Origin of the sequence: Bradyrhizobium sp. SZCCHNS3016 (assembly GCF_032484535.1) — a bacterium.
In the GTDB taxonomy this organism is placed as follows: Bacteria; Pseudomonadota; Alphaproteobacteria; order Rhizobiales; family Xanthobacteraceae; genus Bradyrhizobium.
The window spans coordinates 126634-144116 of the sequence record NZ_JAUETE010000018.1 but is presented as its reverse complement, the minus strand read 5'-3'; the positions used below and the strand labels follow the sequence as shown (position 1 = coordinate 144116).

17 protein-coding genes are annotated in these 17483 nt (G+C 63.0%); 12 read left to right on the top strand and 5 right to left on the bottom strand.

Annotated features, from left to right (window positions below; all coding sequences use genetic code 11):
* Positions 1 to 364: 364 nt before the first annotated feature.
* The 3 genes from QW881_RS28450 to QW881_RS28440 all read right to left on the bottom strand — a co-directional run bounded on the left by QW881_RS28450 (position 365) and on the right by QW881_RS28440 (position 3567).
* Complete coding sequence (locus tag QW881_RS28450; RefSeq protein ID WP_315758419.1) at positions 365 to 1555, bottom strand: acyltransferase; 1191 nt, start codon at positions 1553 to 1555, stop codon at positions 365 to 367.
* A 344-nt stretch (positions 1556 to 1899) separates the two neighbouring features.
* Entirely contained in the window at positions 1900 to 2682 is a 783-nt protein-coding gene (locus QW881_RS28445; protein ID WP_315758418.1) for an ABC transporter ATP-binding protein, read from the bottom strand.
* Positions 2683 to 2691: 9 nt separating this feature from the next.
* A complete protein-coding gene (locus QW881_RS28440) occupies positions 2692 to 3567 on the bottom strand; it encodes an ABC transporter permease (RefSeq protein ID WP_315758428.1) in 876 nt (291 codons plus the stop codon).
* Between the two features lie 652 nt (positions 3568 to 4219).
* Here QW881_RS28440 and QW881_RS28435 point away from each other — a divergent pair.
* From QW881_RS28435 to QW881_RS28380, 12 genes are all read left to right on the top strand, one after another.
* The gene (locus QW881_RS28435) at positions 4220 to 5725 is read left to right on the top strand and encodes a PfkB family carbohydrate kinase (protein WP_315758417.1); all 1506 of its coding nucleotides are present in this window, start codon (positions 4220 to 4222) and stop codon (positions 5723 to 5725) included.
* An 11-nt stretch (positions 5726 to 5736) separates the two neighbouring features.
* Positions 5737 to 6459, top strand: a complete 723-nt coding sequence (locus tag QW881_RS28430) for a nucleotidyltransferase family protein (RefSeq protein ID WP_315758415.1) — start codon at positions 5737 to 5739, stop codon at positions 6457 to 6459.
* Positions 6460 to 6564: 105 nt separating this feature from the next.
* Complete coding sequence (locus QW881_RS28425) at positions 6565 to 7503, top strand: SDR family oxidoreductase (RefSeq protein WP_315738896.1); 939 nt, start codon at positions 6565 to 6567, stop codon at positions 7501 to 7503.
* Positions 7500 to 8108: an SIS domain-containing protein gene (locus QW881_RS28420; protein ID WP_315712798.1), complete on the top strand. Its 609-nt coding sequence runs from the start codon at positions 7500 to 7502 to the stop codon at positions 8106 to 8108. Before QW881_RS28425 ends, QW881_RS28420 begins: the two co-directional genes overlap by 4 nt.
* 12 nt (positions 8109 to 8120) lie before the next feature.
* Complete coding sequence (locus QW881_RS28415) at positions 8121 to 9119, top strand: NAD-dependent epimerase/dehydratase family protein (RefSeq protein ID WP_316159118.1); 999 nt, start codon at positions 8121 to 8123, stop codon at positions 9117 to 9119.
* A gap of 42 nt (positions 9120 to 9161) precedes the next feature.
* Entirely contained in the window at positions 9162 to 10010 is an 849-nt protein-coding gene (locus QW881_RS28410) for a transketolase (protein WP_315758413.1), read from the top strand.
* Complete coding sequence (locus QW881_RS28405; RefSeq protein ID WP_315758412.1) at positions 10007 to 10930, top strand: transketolase family protein; 924 nt, start codon at positions 10007 to 10009, stop codon at positions 10928 to 10930. Before QW881_RS28410 ends, QW881_RS28405 begins: the two co-directional genes overlap by 4 nt.
* Positions 10931 to 10938: 8 nt before the next feature.
* A complete protein-coding gene (locus tag QW881_RS28400) occupies positions 10939 to 11976 on the top strand; it encodes a zinc-binding dehydrogenase (protein WP_315753230.1) in 1038 nt (345 codons plus the stop codon).
* Between the two features lie 9 nt (positions 11977 to 11985).
* A complete protein-coding gene (locus tag QW881_RS28395) occupies positions 11986 to 12603 on the top strand; it encodes a hypothetical protein (protein WP_315758411.1) in 618 nt (205 codons plus the stop codon).
* Positions 12590 to 13633: an aminoglycoside phosphotransferase family protein gene (locus QW881_RS28390; protein WP_315758410.1), complete on the top strand. Its 1044-nt coding sequence runs from the start codon at positions 12590 to 12592 to the stop codon at positions 13631 to 13633. Before QW881_RS28395 ends, QW881_RS28390 begins: the two co-directional genes overlap by 14 nt.
* Before the next feature lie 27 nt (positions 13634 to 13660).
* Complete coding sequence (locus QW881_RS28385) at positions 13661 to 14323, top strand: class I SAM-dependent methyltransferase (protein ID WP_315712807.1); 663 nt, start codon at positions 13661 to 13663, stop codon at positions 14321 to 14323.
* Positions 14320 to 15396: a glycosyltransferase family A protein gene (locus QW881_RS28380; RefSeq protein WP_315758409.1), complete on the top strand. Its 1077-nt coding sequence runs from the start codon at positions 14320 to 14322 to the stop codon at positions 15394 to 15396. The genes QW881_RS28385 and QW881_RS28380 overlap by 4 nt, the downstream gene beginning before the upstream one ends.
* 22 nt (positions 15397 to 15418) lie before the next feature.
* Here QW881_RS28380 and QW881_RS28375 read toward each other — a convergent pair whose 3' ends face one another.
* Both QW881_RS28375 and QW881_RS28370 read right to left on the bottom strand, forming a co-directional pair.
* Complete coding sequence (locus QW881_RS28375; RefSeq protein WP_315758408.1) at positions 15419 to 16627, bottom strand: methyltransferase domain-containing protein; 1209 nt, start codon at positions 16625 to 16627, stop codon at positions 15419 to 15421.
* Positions 16628 to 16704: 77 nt separating this feature from the next.
* Positions 16705 to 17241, bottom strand: coding sequence for a WbuC family cupin fold metalloprotein (locus tag QW881_RS28370; RefSeq protein WP_315758407.1), 537 nt, complete (start codon positions 17239 to 17241; stop codon positions 16705 to 16707).
* Positions 17242 to 17483 lie beyond the last annotated feature (242 nt).

The window sequence follows — 17483 nt, the reverse complement described above, 5'->3', positions numbered from 1 at the left end:
TGCTCTTCCGTAAAGCGGCTGCGCTTCATGCTCTGGTCCTCGTTGGGCCAGAACGAACTTCAAACTGGATTAAGCCCGAGGGGCAAGGTCACGCCCTAACGGTCAAGATCACCAGGTTTTCCGGTTTTCCGAGCGAAGGGGAAGGTGAACAGCGCATGGTTGAGAAGACGGTGGACTGATGTGGACCGCCATCCTGCATTTCCCTGGCAGTCCGACACAAAGGGTGTCAATCGGCATTTATCACCGTGCCCAGCTTAGGCCCAACGTCGACCAGGATCGCTGGTCGGCCTCCTTAAGGTAGCCGCACAAGCGCGAGACGAGCAGAGCACTCACCTGGCGAACGCAGCCAACGATTTCCGGTTGCTTACGAGAACTTCGGGTCCGGGACTCGCAACAGCATACGTCCGAACGACCTGAACAGAGACTGAGCGGGCCTTTCGAACCAAACGAAGCAGGCTCTCGATATTAGGACGGCAGAAGCTACACCCACGATCACCCAGAGGACGGGCAGCGGAAATCCCAAATGCGCCGTCGATCGCGAGATCGCCCAAATGACCGGGTCATGCAGCAGGTAAAGCGAATAGCTTGCCTGCCCGCCCCAAACCATGAGCGGTAGGCTCATGAGTCGCGCGGCCCAAGATTTGTCGGTCGAGGCCGCGAGACATACGCCCGCGAACAGGATCACGCATGCCGATGTGTCGACCATGGCGAACAGCGATCGGATCTGTTCAAGAGCCACGATCCCGATCACGCATAGCGCAAAAATAACATCCGCCCATACCCGAGGCGGGCGCCCTCCTAGAAGAACCAACTGAGCTGCCGCGACGCCGATAAGGAAGGATGGCAGCCGCATCAGGGGCGAATGATAACCCAGCCAGAACAGGAAGGATGATCCGCTTGACTGATCGACCTTCGCGTAGGTGACGCCCAAATTGAGGATCAGATCGCTAAATTTCACGAATCCCAGCGCCATAACCGCGCCGATGGCACCGATTCCGAGTAGCGCCGTCACGGCGCCCCATCTGCTCAGCCTGTTTGCGGCAGGCGCAATGAATGGATAGGCAACATAGAAGAGCGCCTCGGTCGCGAGGGACCACATCACCCCCAGAAGCGGATTGGAGAGCGCACTAAAGATATACCGCGTGTCATCGACTCGCCAAAACCACCAGGTGGTGGTGAAGGTCAGGAAAAAAGGTGTCGATCTCGCCAGCGGCGTGGGGTCTTGCTTTGCTGCAAGCTCATACAGAAATCCGACCACGAAGACGATCAGGAACAGCGGATACAGTCTGGACCAGCGCGCAACGAAAAAATCTCGTAAGCCACCTGGCCGCTGCACGCTATGCCGGTAGTTCCAGTGAATAACGAAGCCGCTGAGGACAAAGAACAATGTCATCCCGACATTTGCCAGATGCGTCAGCATCCAAACGGCAAGCGTCATGTTGTCCCAATCGCCGGGCGGATGGATCTGATAAGTGGCGTGCGAAACCATGACGGCACAGGCCGCGACGAAACGGACGCCGTCAAGGGCAGCCACATGGCGGGGAACGACCGGCAAACCGAGCCCCGGAGTTGTGAAGGATGAGGCGGGGCCTGGGGACTTCAAAATGCGATCCTATCACAACAAGCGGTTAATTGGACCAAGAGACGCTACCCGCATCGGTTGATATGCTGCGAGGAGAGGCGGTCGTCATAATGCCCTTGGGGCCAATTGGGCCTGGTGCTCAGATTCCGAATTCCCGCTTTGCGCCAGACTTGTTGCAAGCTTCGGGATCGGAATACTACAAATGCGGATGGTTCTGCTGTTGGCGCGTCGCCGCGAGATCAGGGCGAATTTCTGAAGCTTCATGCCACGGCTGCTTTTTTTGACGATAGCTGCTGCAGCCGAATGCGAGCAACAATTCATCGTGTGCTCCACTCTTGATATTCGCGCCACACTTCGGCCGGAGTACCGTCCACGCGAATCGCGCCCTTCTCCAGCCAGATCGCCCGGGTGCAATTGTTCTTCACAATCTCTTCGGAATGCGACGCAATAAACAGAATACCGGTTCGGCCTAGCAGGTCCTGCAGGCGTGCCTGGGCCTTCTTCATGAACGAGGCGTCGCCGGCTCCGATCCATTCGTCCATCAGCAGAATGTCGGGGGTAATCGAAGTCGATATCGCGAAGGCGAGTCGTAGCATCATGCCGCTGGAGTAGGTGCGGATAGGCATTTCCAGGAAATCACCTAGCTCGGTCACTTCGGCAATGTCGTCGATCTGATGGGCGATTTCCTCGGAACTCAACCCGAGCAGCATGCACCGGATCCGAATGTTTTCGTAGCCGCTGGCTTCCAAATCCATTCCCAACGTTAGATCGATCAGCGAGGCAACCCGGCCGCAGACAGTGATAGAACCGCGGACCGGCTCGTAAACGCCCGATACGGCGCGCAGCATGGTCGACTTTCCCGCGCCGTTGTGACCAATCAAACCGATCCGTTCGCCGTGCTCGGCCATCAGCGACACATCATTGACCGATGACACGACGATGCGCTGATCGGACCCAACGCCAATCCGGCCGCCGGTCGTGTATTGCAACATGGAGCGCTTGACCGAACGCCCATGCGCCGAATAGATCGGAAACTCGATGGAGACGTGCTCGAACGTCACAGAACTCGGAAAGCGCGCAGAACTGCCGGGCCTCAACATGAAACTGTCCTAGAGCCAGTAAGCGATACGGCCTCGCGTCCGCGCGTAGAAACGGAACGTCAGCAGTGAGCCCATGACGAAAATCAGGATGAGAGCGAGGTAGGCATGACCGGGAGGAAAGCTCCCGAGCAGCGGTGACCGCACCGCCTCCATCAAGTAGTAGAATGGGTTGAGCTGAACGAACAGGCTTAGATGCGACGGCAACGTTTCGGGCCGGTACATGACCGGCGTGACAAAGAACAGGATCTGCAAGATGTTTCCGATAATCGGCGGCAGATCGCGGAAGCGGGTGCACAACACCGCGATCACGATCGCTCCCCAGGCGAAGTTCAATAGCATCAGGGCAAGTCCGGGAATGATCAACAGCAGATGCCAGTTCAACAGCGACGGCTGCCAGACGTAAAGAAGCAGCATTACCACAATATTGTGCGCATTGATGATGAAGTTCCGGAAGATCGTGCGGAAGATGTGTAGGGAGATCGGCAGGCCCCCTTGTTTGATCAGCCCTTCGGCCTGTACGAACGCCGTCGTACTGTCGTTGATAACGCCGGTGCAGAAGTTCCAAACGATGAAGCCGGCAGCCACGTACGGAAGAAAGGAGCGAACATCCTGCTTGAACAGCCCCGCGTAAACAGTGCCGAGCGTCAGCACCAGGATGGACATACTGATCGTGATCCAAAACGGCCCGAGAACAGCGCGGCGATAGCGTTGCTTGACGTCCAACGAGGCCAGCGAAATCCACAGATGCCAGAGTCGAAATCCGGCCAGCAAGTCATCGAGCGCTGCCGAACTCTGCGATCGCCCAGCGCCGAAATAAGTCACCCGGCGAATATCGCGTTCCGCAATGGGCTTGTCAATTGGTCGGTCCAAACCTGCCGTCGTCATGCCCACCGCGCTTTTTCGCCCTTTATGGTGCGGGGGGCTCTATAGGCCATTTCTCATGGAGGGGCAACCAGGGCTCAGGATCCTTGAAAAGACTGATTTCTTTTGTCTTTCGAGCGCTGATCTAAATCGAAGGGCAGCGGGGGCGAAGGTGAATCGGGTTGAGCCCCTCGCCCAATGCATCGGCGAAGTTGACAGTCGATGCGGGGGGGGGGGCGACTTGCAGTTCTGCCGGCGGTTCGGTGCAACAAAAGTGCGCACTCACGGAAGGGGATTCAGGTGCATGGCCGCGTTGCCACGAGGCGTCTACAGGCTGTCCCGTGATCGGTTAGGTCATGCTGCGGGGCGCACCGACTCGGCGGTTGGATCACTGACTCGCATTGGACGGGCACCGCTTTGATCTTTGTGGATCCGGTGACGCTTGGATCGGGCGGGCTCCTGTTCCGTCGAGTTGAGGCAAGAAAAGATCTCGCTTTCAACTCATTAACTCCAAATCTTTCGCTGCCCTACGAGAATTCGGACGCTCGTATGGCGAGCAGTGGTGTTTGGTGCTTCTATCTGTTGCCGAGTTGGGCTATGCGATGTTGACAGCAGCGCGCTGGCGCCGCAGGGACTTGGCGCCGTGCGGGTTGCGTGGGCCGGTGGAGACGGTTTCTTGACTCAGTTGATTGATACGGACCAGGTTGAACAGGCTGGCCAGGTGATTCGGGCGGCCTGTGAGCCTGGGCAGACCCTTGCCTTTGTGTCCGGTAACTTCAACGTCGTGCACCCAGGGCATTTGCGGCTTTTGAAGTTCGCTGCCGAGCAGGCTGATGTTCTCGTTGTGGGGGTCAATCCCGATTCTGCACCCGGCGTGACGTTGGCGCAGGAAATGCGCCTTGAAAACGTGCGCTCGATCTCGTTTGTGCATCATGTCGTGCGCTTGACGACCGAGGCGATGACCTTCATCCGCCAGCTCCAGCCGTCCGTTGTCGTAAAGGGCAAGGAGTTTGAGGGTCGTTTCAATCCCGAGGAAGAGGTCGTCGATGCTTATGGCGGGCGGCTGCTGTTCTCGTCAGGTGAGTTGCGTTTCACCTCACTGTCGCTCCTCGAGCGCGACGCGAATGTAGACATCTCGACGGTCCGCAAGCCGCTGGAATTCCCCAGGCGACACGGATTCGACATCTCGCAGCTGAAGGGGCTGCTCGGCAAGCTAGCCGGCATGTGCGTGACCGTGATTGGCGATCTGATCGTCGACGAATATGTCACCTGCGATGCCGTCGGCATGTCACAGGAGGATCCGACCATCGTGGTGACGCCGCTGATGACGCGCACCTTCGTCGGAGGTGCCGGCGCTGTTGCGGCCCACGCGCATGGCCTCGGCGCGGACGTTAATTTTTTCACCCTCGTCGGCGACGACGAGGCAGCCCGCTTCGCGCGCAATACGTTGGAGCAGCATGGCGTCCACTTCAACCATTTTACAGATTCGAGCCGGCCGACGACCCGCAAGCAGCGTTTCCGTGCGTTGAACAAGACACTGCTGCGGGTCAATCATCTGCGGCAGCACGCAGCCGATGGGGAAATCCAGAAGCAGATGCTGGCTGCTGTCGAGCGGGCGCTCAAGACCAGCGATCTGCTGTTGTTCTCCTGCTTCAACTACGGCTGCCTGCCGCAGGATTTGGTGGATGCGATCGCCGATCAGGCGCGATCCCGAGGCGTCATGATGGCCGCCGACAGCCAGGTGTCGTCGCAGGCCGGCGACGTCTCGCGTTTCAAGGGTATGACCCTGCTGACGCCGACCGAGCGCGAGGCGCGTGTCGCACTCAACGATTTCATCTCGGGGCTCGCGGTCATCAGCGAGCGGCTGGTCGAGCGCGCCTGCACCAAAAACCTCGTCGTCACGCTCGGCGCGGAAGGTGCGCTGATCAATACGATGGCAGACGGCACCTTCACCTCGGATCGCCTGCCCGCCTTCAATCCGTCGCCGAAGGACGTGTCCGGTGCTGGCGACAGCTTCTTCATGGCATCGTCGATGGGCCTGCGCGCGGGCGCGGACATCTGGCAGGCGTCCTATCTCGGCTCGCTGGCGGCGGCCTTGCAGGTCTCCCGCGTCGGCAACCTGCCACTGACGACGGCAGAGCTGGTGCGCGAAATCGACGAGGCTGGCTTCAGCCACGAGTGACGGATGCTCTGATGCGCGCGCTCCTTCTTGCGGCCGGAATCGGCAGTCGGTTGCGACCTTTGACGAACACCACGCCAAAATGCCTGGTTACGGTGCACGATCGTCCGCTGCTCGACTATTGGCTCGATCTGGTCTTCGTGGGCGGCATCGAACGCGCGTTGCTCAATACCCATTGGCTTGCGGATCAGGTCCGCGCCCACGTGGCGCAGTCGCCCTGGCGCTCCCGCATCGATCTTGTTCACGAGGATGAGTTGCTCGGGACCGGCGGCACCGTGATTGCCAACCGGGAATGGTTCGGGAGCCGCCCGTTTCTGGTCGCCCACGCCGACAACCTGACCGATTTCGACGTGGCTGGCCTGATCGCGGCGCACGACAAACGGCCGGCCGGCTGCATCATGTCGATGCTCGCTTTCCGAACCGACGACCCGAGCTCCTGCGGCATTCTGGAATTGGACTGCCAGAACAGGGTGATCGCCTTTCACGAAAAAGTCCCGAACCCGCCTGGGAACCTCGCCAATGGCGCGGTCTATATTTTCGAACCCGAGGTGATCGACGATATCGCAGCACTCGGAAAAGCCGTCGTCGATCTCTCCACCGAGATCATCCCGAACTATTTGGGACGAATTTTATGCGTGGAAACTGCAGGTTATCACCGGGATATCGGCAACCCGGAAAGCTTGCGCCGGGCGCATTTGGAGTTTAAGCACAAGCCGCGCCATGGTGGGGGCGGTTGAGGGCGGCTGTCGTCGCTGGGGCCGATCGCGTTTTCCTGCCATAGTCGACAGATGCGCCCAAGGCGAGATCGGGTGAGCAACAGGCGAGCGACGGGGAATCGGCAGATGAAGATATTCGTGACCGGAGCGTGCGGCTACAAGGGCAGCGTGCTCGTGCCGAAGCTCTTGAAGGCCGGCCACAAGGTGGTCGCGTTCGACATCATGTGGTTCGGCAATTTCCTCGAGCCGCATCCGGATCTCACCGTCGTCCAGGGCGACGTCCGCAATCCCGACGCGATCGACCTGACCGGGGTCGACGCCATCATCCATCTCTCCAGCGTTGCCAACGACCCCTGCGGCGATCTCGACCCCAAGCTGACCTGGGAAATCTCCTGCCTCGCCACGATGCAGCTCGCCGACCGCGCCTATCGCCACGGCATCAAGCGCTTCATCTACGCGTCCTCCGGCAGCGTCTACGGCGTGAAGGAAGAGGAGCAGGTCACCGAGGATCTCGAGCTGCTGCCGATCTCCGAGTACAACAAGACCAAGATGTGCGGCGAGCGCATCGTGCTGTCCTACAAGGACGACATGGTCGTGCAGATCGTCCGTCCCGCGACCGTGTGCGGCTACTCTCCGCGCCAGCGGCTCGACGTCTCCGTCAACATGCTGACGATGCAGGCGCTGATGAACGGCCGCATCACCGTGTTCGGTGGCGACCAGACTCGGCCGAACATCCACATCGACGACATCACCGATCTTTATCTCTTCCTGCTCGATCATCCTGAGCACACCGGGATCTATAATGCGGGCTTCGAGAACATCTCGATCCTCGACATCGCCAATCTGGTCACCAAGCACGTGCCGGCTGAGGTCATCGTGACGCCCTCGAACGACCCGCGCAGCTATCGCGTCAACTCCGATCGCCTGCTCGCGACCGGCTTCCGCCCGAAGAAGACGGTGGAAGACGCGATCAAGGAGATCATCGGCATGTACTCGCAGGGCCAGCTCAAGAACGACGATCGCTGGTACAATCTGAAATGGATGGAGAAGGAGGTCGTGAAATGAACGTCCTGGCCTTCAAGACCCCCGGCAGCCTGTTCGCCGACTACACCAGCCGCTTCAGCACCGTGCTGAAGGATTTCGACTGGAGCCCGGTCGAGAAGCTCGCCTATGATCTGCGCGACTGCTGGCAGACCGGCCGGCAGGTGTTCTTCTGCGGCAATGGCGGCAGCGGTGGCAACGCCAACCACCTCGCCAACGATTTCCTCTACGCGCTGTCGAAGACTCCAGGCTCGGGTCTGCGCGTGCACTCGCTGTCGTCGAACCCATCCGTGATCACCTGCCTCGCCAATGACGAAGGCTATGACCAGGTGTTCTCGCTGCAGCTCGCGGTGCTCGCGCGCAAGGGCGACGTGCTGATCACCTTCTCCGGCTCCGGCAACTCGCCGAACATCCTGAAGGCGCTGGAAGAAGGCAAGAAGATCGGCATGACCAGCTATGCCGTGCTGGGCTTCTCCGGCGGCAAGGCCAAGGCCCTCGCCGACGTGCCGATCCATTTCGCGGTCGACGACATGCAGATCGCCGAGGACGCGCAGATGGTGATCGGCCACATGATCATGCAGTGGCTGTACGCCCAGCGCGGCGACATCATCACGACGCGCGAGGTCTGACGGACAGGGACGATGGCTGCGAACGAAAAGTACCTGATCCTCGGCTCGAACTCCTTCTCGGGCGCAACCTTCGTCGACTTCCTGGCCGCGGCCGGTCACGACGTGATCGCGACCAGCCGCTCGGACGAGCCGCATGACGCCTTCCTGCCGTACAAATGGCAGAAACGTCCCGGCAAGGTCCGCTTCCTGCGCGTCGATCTCAATCACGATCTCGATGCGCTCAAGGCGCTGCTGGCCTCGGAGCGACCGACTCACGTCGTGAACTTCGCGGCCCAGAGCATGGTCGGCGAGAGCTGGCTGCATCCAGACCACTGGATGACGACCAACGTCGTCTCCGCGGTCCGGCTGCACGACATCCTGCGCAACTATGACGGCCTCGACCGCTACGTCCACGTCACGACGCCCGAGGTCTACGGCTCGACCGAGGGCTGGGTGCGCGAGGACGCAGCCTTCAACCCGTCGACGCCCTACGCGGTGTCGCGCGCGGCCGGCGACATGAGCCTGCGCACCTATTTCGCCAACTACCAGTTCCCCGTGGTCTTCACCCGTGCGGCCAACGTCTACGGCCCGGGCCAGCAGCTCTACCGCATCGTGCCGCGCACCATCGTGGCCGCGATGACCGGGCAGAAGCTGCGGCTTGACGGCGGCGGCAAGTCGATCCGCGTCTTCATCCACATGACCGACGTGTCGGATGCGACGGTGAAGATCGGACGCAGCGGCAAGCTCGGCGAGACCTATCACATCTCGGGCTACGAGTTGGTCTCGATCCGCACCCTGGTCGAGATGATCCTGGCCCGCCTCGGCAAGTCGTTCGAGGATTGCGTCGAGATCGGACCGGAGCGCCCCGGCAAGGACACCGCCTACACGCTCGACAGCTTCAAGCTGCGCACCGAGCTCGGCTGGCGCGACACGTTCTCGCTGGAACAGGGCATCGACGACGTCATCGCCTGGGCGCGACGCTTCGAGGATGTCATGGCCAAGCTGCCGACCAAGTACGAACATAAACCCTGATCGATCCCTGCGCTTCCCTGGGAAGCGCGACTGGAGAGCGCGATGAACGTTGCAGTCCGGAGCCCGGCGGCCAAGCCTGACGCTGCCGCCCTGAAGGCGCAGGCCGCGAAGCTGCGCGGCAAGATCATCGAGATGTCGCACAAGGCGCAGGCCGCGCATCTGGCCTCGTCGCTGTCCTGCGCCGATGCGATGACCGCAGCCTATTGGCATGTGCTGAACATCGACCCGAAGAATCCCACCGACCCGCTGCGCGACCGCTTCATCCTCTCCAAGGGTCATGCCGCCGCGGCGCTGTTCGCGACGCTGGCGATGAAGGGCTACTTCCCGATCGAGGAGCTCGACACCTACTGCCAGGACGGCGGCCGGCTCGCCGAGCATCCGCCGGCGAACCTGTTGCCCGGCGTCGAGGCGGCCACCGGCTCGCTCGGCCACGGCCTGCCGCTCGGCTGCGGCATGGCGCTGGCCGGCCGCATCAAGGGCGAGAACTACCGCGTCTACGCCCTGCTCTCGGACGGCGAGAACAACGAGGGCTCGGTGTGGGAGGCGGCGATGTTCGCCGCCGCGCAGAAGCTCGAGAATGTCTGCGTCGTCGTCGACTACAACAAGTGGCAGGCGACCGCGCGCTCCAACGAAACCCTGATGCTGGCGCCGCTGCGCGACAAATGGGCGGCGTTCGGCTGGGACGCCCACGAGATCGACGGCCATGACGTCGGCGCGCTGGCGGAAGCCATGCAGAACATCCCGAACGGCTCGGGCAAGCCGGTGGCGCTGATCGCCCACACCGTGAAGGGCAAGGGCGTGTCGTTCATGGAGGACGACAACAACTGGCACTATCGCGCCCCGACCGCTGAGGAAGTCGTCAAGTCGTTCAAGGAGCTCGGCCTGTCATGAGAAACGCGTTCGCTGACGAACTGACCAAGCTCGGCAACGAGGACAGCCGCGTCGTCATGCTCTCGGGCGACATCGGCAATCGCCTGTTCGACAAATTCAAGGACAAGCACCCCAGCCGCTTCTTCAACTGCGGCGTCGCCGAGGCCAACATGATGGGCGTCGCCGCCGGCATGGCCATGAACGGCCTCCGCCCGGTCGCCTACACCATCACGCCGTTCGTGACGACGCGCTGCCTGGAGCAGATCCGCACCGACGTCTGCTATCACGAGGTCCCCGTGACCATCGTCGCGGTCGGCGCCGGCCTCGCCTATTCCGGCCTCGGCCCGACCCACCACGCCTGCGAGGACATCTCGTTCCTGCGCTCGATCCCGAACATGGTCGTGATCTGCCCGGGCGATGCCTTCGAGGTGCGCGGCGCGCTGCGCGCGGCGATGCAGCAGGACCGCCCGGTCTACATCCGCATGGGCAAGAAGGGTGAGCCGGTCGTTCACAAGGGCCCCATCGCGGATTTCAAGATCGGCAAGGCGATCACGATCGAGGAAGGCTCCGACGTCTGCCTGCTCTCCACCGGCAACATGCTGCCGGAAGTCATTGAAGCGGCACATAAGTTGAAGGAGAAGGGCATCTCCGCCGAGGTCGTCAGCTTCCACACCGTGAAGCCGCTGGATGAGGACAAGCTCAAGCAGGCCTTCAGCCGCTTCAAGCTGGTCGCGACCATCGAGGAGCATTCGCTGATCGGCGGCTTCGGCTCCGCCGTCTCCGAATGGCTCGCCGATACCGAGACGAAGCACCAGAAATTCCTGCGCTTCGGCACGCCGGACGCCTTCTTCAAGAAATCAGGCGAACAGGAATATGCCCGCGAGGTGCTGGGACTGACCGGCCACCAGATCGCGGACAAGATCATCCACGCGTTGAGCTGAGACATCACATGAAGACTCAAGCTGCCCTCCTGGTCCAGACCGGCCAACCGCTCGTGCTGGCCGAGATCGAGACCCCCGCGTTGAAGCCGGGCCAGGTGCTGGTCGAGATCGCCTATTCCGGCGCCTGCGGCACGCAGGTCATGGAGTGGCGCGGCGACAAGGGCGAGGACAAATGGGTGCCGCACTGCCTGGGCCATGAGGGCACCGGCACGGTGATCGAGGCCGGCAGCGCCGTCACCAAGGTCAAGGTCGGCGACAAGGTCGTGCTGTCCTGGATCAAGGGCACGGGCATCGAGGCCGGCGGCGCCGTCTACGACTGGGATGGCAAGAAGGTCAACGCCGGCGGCGTCACCACCTTCCAGCGCCATGCAGTCGTCAGCGAGAACCGCCTGACCCTGCTGCCGCCCGACCTGCCGATGGATGTCGCGGTGCTGCTCGGCTGCGCCGCGCCGACCGGCATGGGCGCGGTCTACAACGTGCTCAAGGTGCAGCCGGGCGACGCCGTCGCCGTGTTCGGCACCGGCGGCATCGGCCTCAACGCGCTGATGGCAGCGGCGCTCGCGGGCGCCATGCCGGTGATCGGCATCGACCCCAACCCGACCCGCCGCGCGCTGGCGCAGATCTACGGCGCCACTCACGTGATCGATGCCAGCGGCGACGTGCTGGCCGAGATCAAGAAGATCGTGCCGCAGGGCGTTGATCTCGCGGTCGAATCCTCCGGCATTCCGGCCGTGATGGAGCAGGCGATCAATTCGACCCGCCAGCAGGGCGGCCGCGCGGTCGTGATCGGCAATGCCAAGCATGGCGCGGCGCTCACGCTGAATCCGGGCGTCTTCAACCAGGGCAAGAGCCTGCTCGGCACCTGGGGCGGCGACAGCGTCCCGGATCGCGATTACGGGCGCTACGGCCGGCTGCTGAGCTCCGGCCGCTTCCCGGTGCGGGATCTCCTGTCGAAGCCCTACAGCCTCGCCCAGGCCGACCAGGCGCTGCAGGATCTCGCGGCCGGCAAGGTCGGCCGTCCGCTGATCGACATGTCGCTGCGTTAAGTCCAGGCCATGCGGATCGGGATCGACTTCGACAACACGATCGCCTGCTATGACGGCGTGTTTCATGCGGCCGCGCTGGAGCGCGGCCTGATCCCGGCCGACCTCGGCCGCGACAAGAACAGCGTCCGCGACCATCTCAACGGCAGCGGGCGCAAGGACGATTTCACCGAGCTGCAGGGCTATGTCTACGGCGCCCGCATGGACCTGGTGTCGCCCTATCCCGGCTTCGCGGAGTTCGTCGATGCGGCCCGTGCCGCCGGCCATGACCTGTTCATCGTCAGCCATAAGACCAGGCACCCCATTCTCGGACCGAAGCACGACATGCATGCCGCCGCGCGCGGCTTCCTGACCGACCGCGGCCTGATGGGATCAGCGCCCCGCCAGATCGCGCCGGACCGGGTGTTCTTCGAGCTGACCAAGGACGAGAAGGTCGCCCGCGCCCATGCGCTGGCCTGCGAGGTTTTCGTCGACGACCTGCCGGAGATCCTGGCGATGACCGGATTCCCGGAGGGCATGCGCAAGGTGCTGTTCGATCCGGACAACCAGTTCGCGGCCAAGGCCGTGCCTTACGAGCGCCTGATGTCCTGGGCCGAGATCGCGGCGGATGTCGTCCGTGACCACGGCTGAGGCCAGTCCAGACGTCGATGCCGCCCTGCTGGCGCTGGCGCAGCGACTCACCGCGCAGGCCGGCAAGCCCGGCGCCACCGCGCTGACACGGCTGGCCGGCGGCCGCAACAACCGGGTCTTTCGCGTCGACACCGAGGCCGGTCCCCTCGTGCTCAAGCGTTACTTCACCGATGCCCGTGATACCCGCGACCGGCTCGGCGCTGAATGGAGTTTCATCAGCCATGCCTGGTCGCACGGGGTCCGTGTCGTGCCGGAGCCCCTGGCCTGCGACCGCGCCGAACAGGCTGGCCTGTACAGCTTCGTCGAGGGACGCAAGCTGACGGTCGCGGAGCTGGCGCCCGTTCATGTCGATGCCGCGATCGACTTCGTGCTCGCCGTGAATGCTCCGCCCCGCCCGGCGCTGACGGCCGGATCCGAGGCCTGCTTCTCCCTCGCCGAGCACCTCGCCACCGTCGAGCGCCGGGTGGCGCGGCTGGCGACGCTCGATGGCGACGTGCCCCACGTGGCCGATGCCCGACAGTTCGTGACCGCACGGCTGCAGCCGGCCTGGGCAGAGGTGAAGGCGGCCATTCTGCGCGGCGCCGCGGCCGAAGGGCTTGCCTTGGAAGCCGCCATCCCAGCCGATCAGGTCTGCCTGTCGCCGTCGGATTTCGGCTTCCATAACGCTCTGATCGACGACGCTGATAAGCTCACCTTCCTCGATTTCGAATATGCCGGCCGCGACGACCCGGCCAAGCTCGTCTCCGACTTCTTCTGCCAGCCGGAGGTGCCGGTGCCGCTGGCGGTGCACGAGCATTTCATCGACCGGCTCACGGACGGCCTCGGACTGGACGCGGCCAGCGTCGCGCGCTGCCGGCTCTTGCTCGACGCCTACCAGGTCAAATGGACCTGCATCATCCTGAACGACTTCCTGCCGCTCGGCGCCACCAGGCGCGCCTTCGCCGACACAGGCGCCTGGGCGCAGCGTTGCGCCGCGCAGCTCGCCAAGGCCGACGCCAAGCTCGACCTCATCGGCGCCACATCCGACTAACCGACATCGTAACGCCCGGAGATCTTCATGGCCTATCGCGAGTTCGTCAGTCTCGTCCACAAATCGACCAAGCGCGACTATCTCGCGCGCGTCACCCAGCGCGACAAGGCCGATGTCGCGGAGATGGCGATCAAGTACGACTACGACTACTGGGACGGCAGCCGCGAGACCGGCTATGGCGGCTACAAATATGACGGCCGCTGGCGCAAGGTCGCCGATGCGATGATCGCGACCTATGGCATCAAGCCCGGCATGCGCGTGCTCGACGTCGGTTCCGGCAAGGGCTTCATCCTGCACGATTTCCGCGAAGCCATCCCGGATCTCGAGGTCGCCGGCATCGACGTCTCCTCCTACGGCATCGAGCACACGATGGAGAGCGTGAAGCCGTTCTGCCAGGTCGGCACCGCGGCCAAGCTGCCCTACCCCGACAAGCACTTCGATCTGGTCATCTCGATCAACACGCTGCACAACCTCTACAACTACGATCTCGATGCCGCCCTGCGCGAGATGGAGCGCGTCAGCCGCGGCGCCAAATATCTCTGCGTCGAGGGCTACCGCAACGAGCGCGAGAAGGTGAACCTGATGTACTGGCAGCTCACCTGCCGCATCTTCCACACCCCCGAGGAATGGGCCTTCGAATTCAAGCGCTCCGGCTACACCGGCGACCACGAGTTCATCTTCTTCGAATGAGCGCCACCAACTCGCCGCAGGCAGAACCACCGATCACCGCCATCGAGCGTCCGTCAACGGATTCGGTGCGGCTCTCGGTCGTCATTCCGAACTATAATCATGGTTCGCTGGTCGGCGATGCTATCCGCGCCTTTGCGCAACAGGAGCCGGCGCCGGACGAGATCATCGTTATCGACGACGGCTCGACCGATGACAGCCTGGCGAGGCTGTCCGCGCTGGCGTCGGAGTTTCCGACCCTGCGGGTTCTGGCGCAGGAGAAGAACCAGGGCACGGTCGCGGCGCTGAACCGCGGCTTGCAGGCTGCTCGCGGCATCTTCATCAATTTTGGCGCTGCCGACGATTTCACGCATCCGGGGCTGTTCAAGGCCACTCTGTCCGCTCTGGAGCGCCGTCCCGAGGCGGTGCTGGCCTGTACCGAAGGGCTCGCCGTCGACGTGACGCGCCCCGACAGCGCGCAGCCCAGGCCGCCGATCGTGCCGGCTTACGAGGCGGCCTATCTCGGGCCGGGCGAGGTCGCGGCCTTGCTGCGCTACGCCGACAATTGGCTGCTTGCCGGGACGGCAGTGGTGCGACGTGCGGCCATCATCGATGCCGGCGGGTTCGATCCCGTGCTGCGGTCATTCGCGGACGGCCTTCTATTCAAGCAATTGGCCCTGCGGCATGGCTTCTGCTTTAGCCCAACGGTCGGCATGACCTGGAAAATCAGTCCGTCGGGCTATTCGCGCTCGGAAGCGGCGGATCTCTCGCGCAGCTTCGAGGTGATGAACCAGTCGATCGCGCGAATGAAGGCCGATCCGGCGTTCCCAATCTGGTATCCGAAGCTGTTCGAGCGGCGCTGGCGCTTCGGATTAGCGCGCATCGCCATTTCCGCGCAGCCGATGCGGAAAGCCACGCTCCTGCAACTGGCGCGCGGGCCGCTCGGCCCGATCGCGCTCAATTTCGCCGCAGCTTTGGACGGAGCCGCCGGACGCATGATCGCTCTCGCCTGGTTCGTCCTGCAGGAGCGGCCGATGTCGCTGTGGGCGCTCGCCAGGACGGCCTGGTTCCGCCGCGCGCGGCACGCGCGGCGCTGACACGAACGTCGCTTCAAGCGGATCAGAGCGCCAGCGAGAAGATTGAGCGCGGGCTCGCCCGCAAGATCGAGGCGAACTTGCCGCCGGCCGCGCTCACAGCGCTGTTGCGCTCGATCACCCGGTCCTCGCTGCTGACCGAGAGAGCCAGCAGGCACAGCTTGATGCCGCGTTCAGCCAGCGCCGCGGAGGGGAGGATCGGCAGGCGCGCGCCGGGCAGATATTTGCCGATCTTCTGCGGCGTGTCGTCGGCCACGAAGTCGATCAGGTCGGCAACGCCCAGGAAGTTGGCGAAGGCGCAGGCGAGATGGCCGGCACCGAACAAGGCGATCGGGCCTTGCTCGGCGCGGAACTTGGCGAGCTTCGCGCGCAGTTCGCGACGCGTGGGCTCGAAATCGGCGGCGTAGCTTTCGAGCAGCTGCAACTGGCTCGCATCGGGCGGTTGATCTCGCTTGACCGGACCGGGGAGGCCGACCTTGCGCGCCAACTGCACGATAGAATTCTCGAAGGGCAGGGGGAACACATCCATGCGGATGGGCTCAAAGCCGCCCATGGTCAGGACCGGCGCGAAGGTCTCGGGCGTGAAGTAGAGCGAATGCTCCTCCCAGGGCATGCAGTAGTCGTGCAGCCGCAGGCTGTTGGTACAGTCCGGAATTTCCACCATGACGATGCCGCCGGGCTTGACCAGCGCCGCGATGCCGCCGACGAAATCATGCAGGTTTTCGGCATGTTCGAGAATGTGGCGGACGATCAAGACATCGGCAGCACCGCGCCTGTCTGCGATCGCGGCCATGCGCTCAGGTGTGGTCAGTTTCTGGACCGTCTCGATGCCGCAGGCGGGGTTGGTGAGGCCAAGATCGCCGTCGAGCGTGACCCGCCAGGTTCGTTCGAACCCGTTGCGGCGAAACCGGTCGATCGTGGTGTCATCCTTCGATGTCAGCGCCCCGATCACGCTGTCCGTTGCCACCCCGGGAAGCGCCACGATCTGCTCGACCGCCTGGTCAAGATGCTCTTCCGGCTCGCGCGCGAACAGCCAGTCGTACGGCGGAATCAGCGCCTCATGCGACACGGGTTTCATCAGCTGGATGGTGCCGCAGGTGGCACATTGACCGAGCACCAGTTCGACGGCATGTTCCGGCGTCTCCCTCTCCGGCAGGAAGAACGACGCCACCGGGTGGCTTCCCAGGTCCAGCGCCTGCTTGACCTCCTGAGCACCGCAAACCAAACACGCCATGTGCGCGATTCCTCTTCAGAGATTTCTAACGACCGTAGCTAGATGCCCGACTTGGCGGCATGAGTAAACAGCGGCCACTACCGGCTGGCACCAGCCGATTCAAGACCGGCGAGGTACGAATGCCCGGCCGCCGGGTCGGTTTCCGGCGGAGCCCAGCTCGCCGCTTCGCTGGAGGTCGGATCGAATGGACCGATCGTGGTTTCCAGGAACACCAGCCATTCCGAGCGGAATATCAAGGTGTGGAAGATGCCCGGCGGCATCTTGTAGAAGAAGCGGCCGCCCTCGGCCGCGGCCGACATCGGCAGGCGTTCCGTCAGCTGTCCATCTTCGTCGAACAGGAGCGTCTCGCAGTTTCCTTCAATGACCGCCAACGTTTCGGAACGGCGCAGGTGACGGTGAGGGCGCACATAGGAGGAGCGGTGCATGACGATCAGCATCTCCTGTTGCAGATCGTCCGACGATGCGTGAAAACAAAGGCGGCAGCGCCGCCGGGGCGATTTCGCCGCCTTGTTCTTCAATAGCTGCACGATTCTGTCGTCGACAGCGAGGAAACCGCCATCCGAGTACAGCACCTCGGGCGAAACTTCGCGCAATCGGTGGTCCGGCTGGTCCATGCATTCGTCCAGAAATGCGCTGACTTGTCCACAGCCCCCCGGCGATGGCGCGGTCCCGGAAGGATACCCGGGCCGTGCGGTGGTCGGAGCTTTAGCCCGCCCGCATAAAGGACTTTTGGGTCCACTGCAACGTCGCGATGCGGAGTTTTGCTAGAGTTTGACCGGCGTTTCTGCTTTACCTTGCCTGGAAAATGGAGCGTTGGTCCTGGCTGCCGTGACCGAGCGAGGGCGGGCGTTCGCTG

Bases quoted from the DNA above. Each gene is read 5' to 3' on its own strand.
- QW881_RS28445 (WP_315758418.1), bottom strand. From the start codon at position 2,682: ATGTTGAGGCCCGGCAGTTCTGCGCGCTTTCCGAGTTCTGTGACGTTC.
- QW881_RS28440 (WP_315758428.1), bottom strand. From the start codon at position 3,567: ATGACGACGGCAGGTTTGGACCGACCAATTGACAAGCCCATTGCGGAA.
- QW881_RS28430 (WP_315758415.1), top strand. From the start codon at position 5,737: ATGCGCGCGCTCCTTCTTGCGGCCGGAATCGGCAGTCGGTTGCGACCT.
- QW881_RS28425 (WP_315738896.1), top strand. From the start codon at position 6,565: ATGAAGATATTCGTGACCGGAGCGTGCGGCTACAAGGGCAGCGTGCTC.
- QW881_RS28420 (WP_315712798.1), top strand. From the start codon at position 7,500: ATGAACGTCCTGGCCTTCAAGACCCCCGGCAGCCTGTTCGCCGACTAC.
- QW881_RS28415 (WP_316159118.1), top strand. From the start codon at position 8,121: ATGGCTGCGAACGAAAAGTACCTGATCCTCGGCTCGAACTCCTTCTCG.
- QW881_RS28410 (WP_315758413.1), top strand. From the start codon at position 9,162: ATGAACGTTGCAGTCCGGAGCCCGGCGGCCAAGCCTGACGCTGCCGCC.
- QW881_RS28405 (WP_315758412.1), top strand. From the start codon at position 10,007: ATGAGAAACGCGTTCGCTGACGAACTGACCAAGCTCGGCAACGAGGAC.
- QW881_RS28400 (WP_315753230.1), top strand. From the start codon at position 10,939: ATGAAGACTCAAGCTGCCCTCCTGGTCCAGACCGGCCAACCGCTCGTG.
- QW881_RS28395 (WP_315758411.1), top strand. From the start codon at position 11,986: ATGCGGATCGGGATCGACTTCGACAACACGATCGCCTGCTATGACGGC.
- QW881_RS28385 (WP_315712807.1), top strand. From the start codon at position 13,661: ATGGCCTATCGCGAGTTCGTCAGTCTCGTCCACAAATCGACCAAGCGC.
- QW881_RS28380 (WP_315758409.1), top strand. From the start codon at position 14,320: ATGAGCGCCACCAACTCGCCGCAGGCAGAACCACCGATCACCGCCATC.
- QW881_RS28375 (WP_315758408.1), bottom strand. From the start codon at position 16,627: ATGGCGTGTTTGGTTTGCGGTGCTCAGGAGGTCAAGCAGGCGCTGGAC.
- QW881_RS28370 (WP_315758407.1), bottom strand. From the start codon at position 17,241: ATGGACCAGCCGGACCACCGATTGCGCGAAGTTTCGCCCGAGGTGCTG.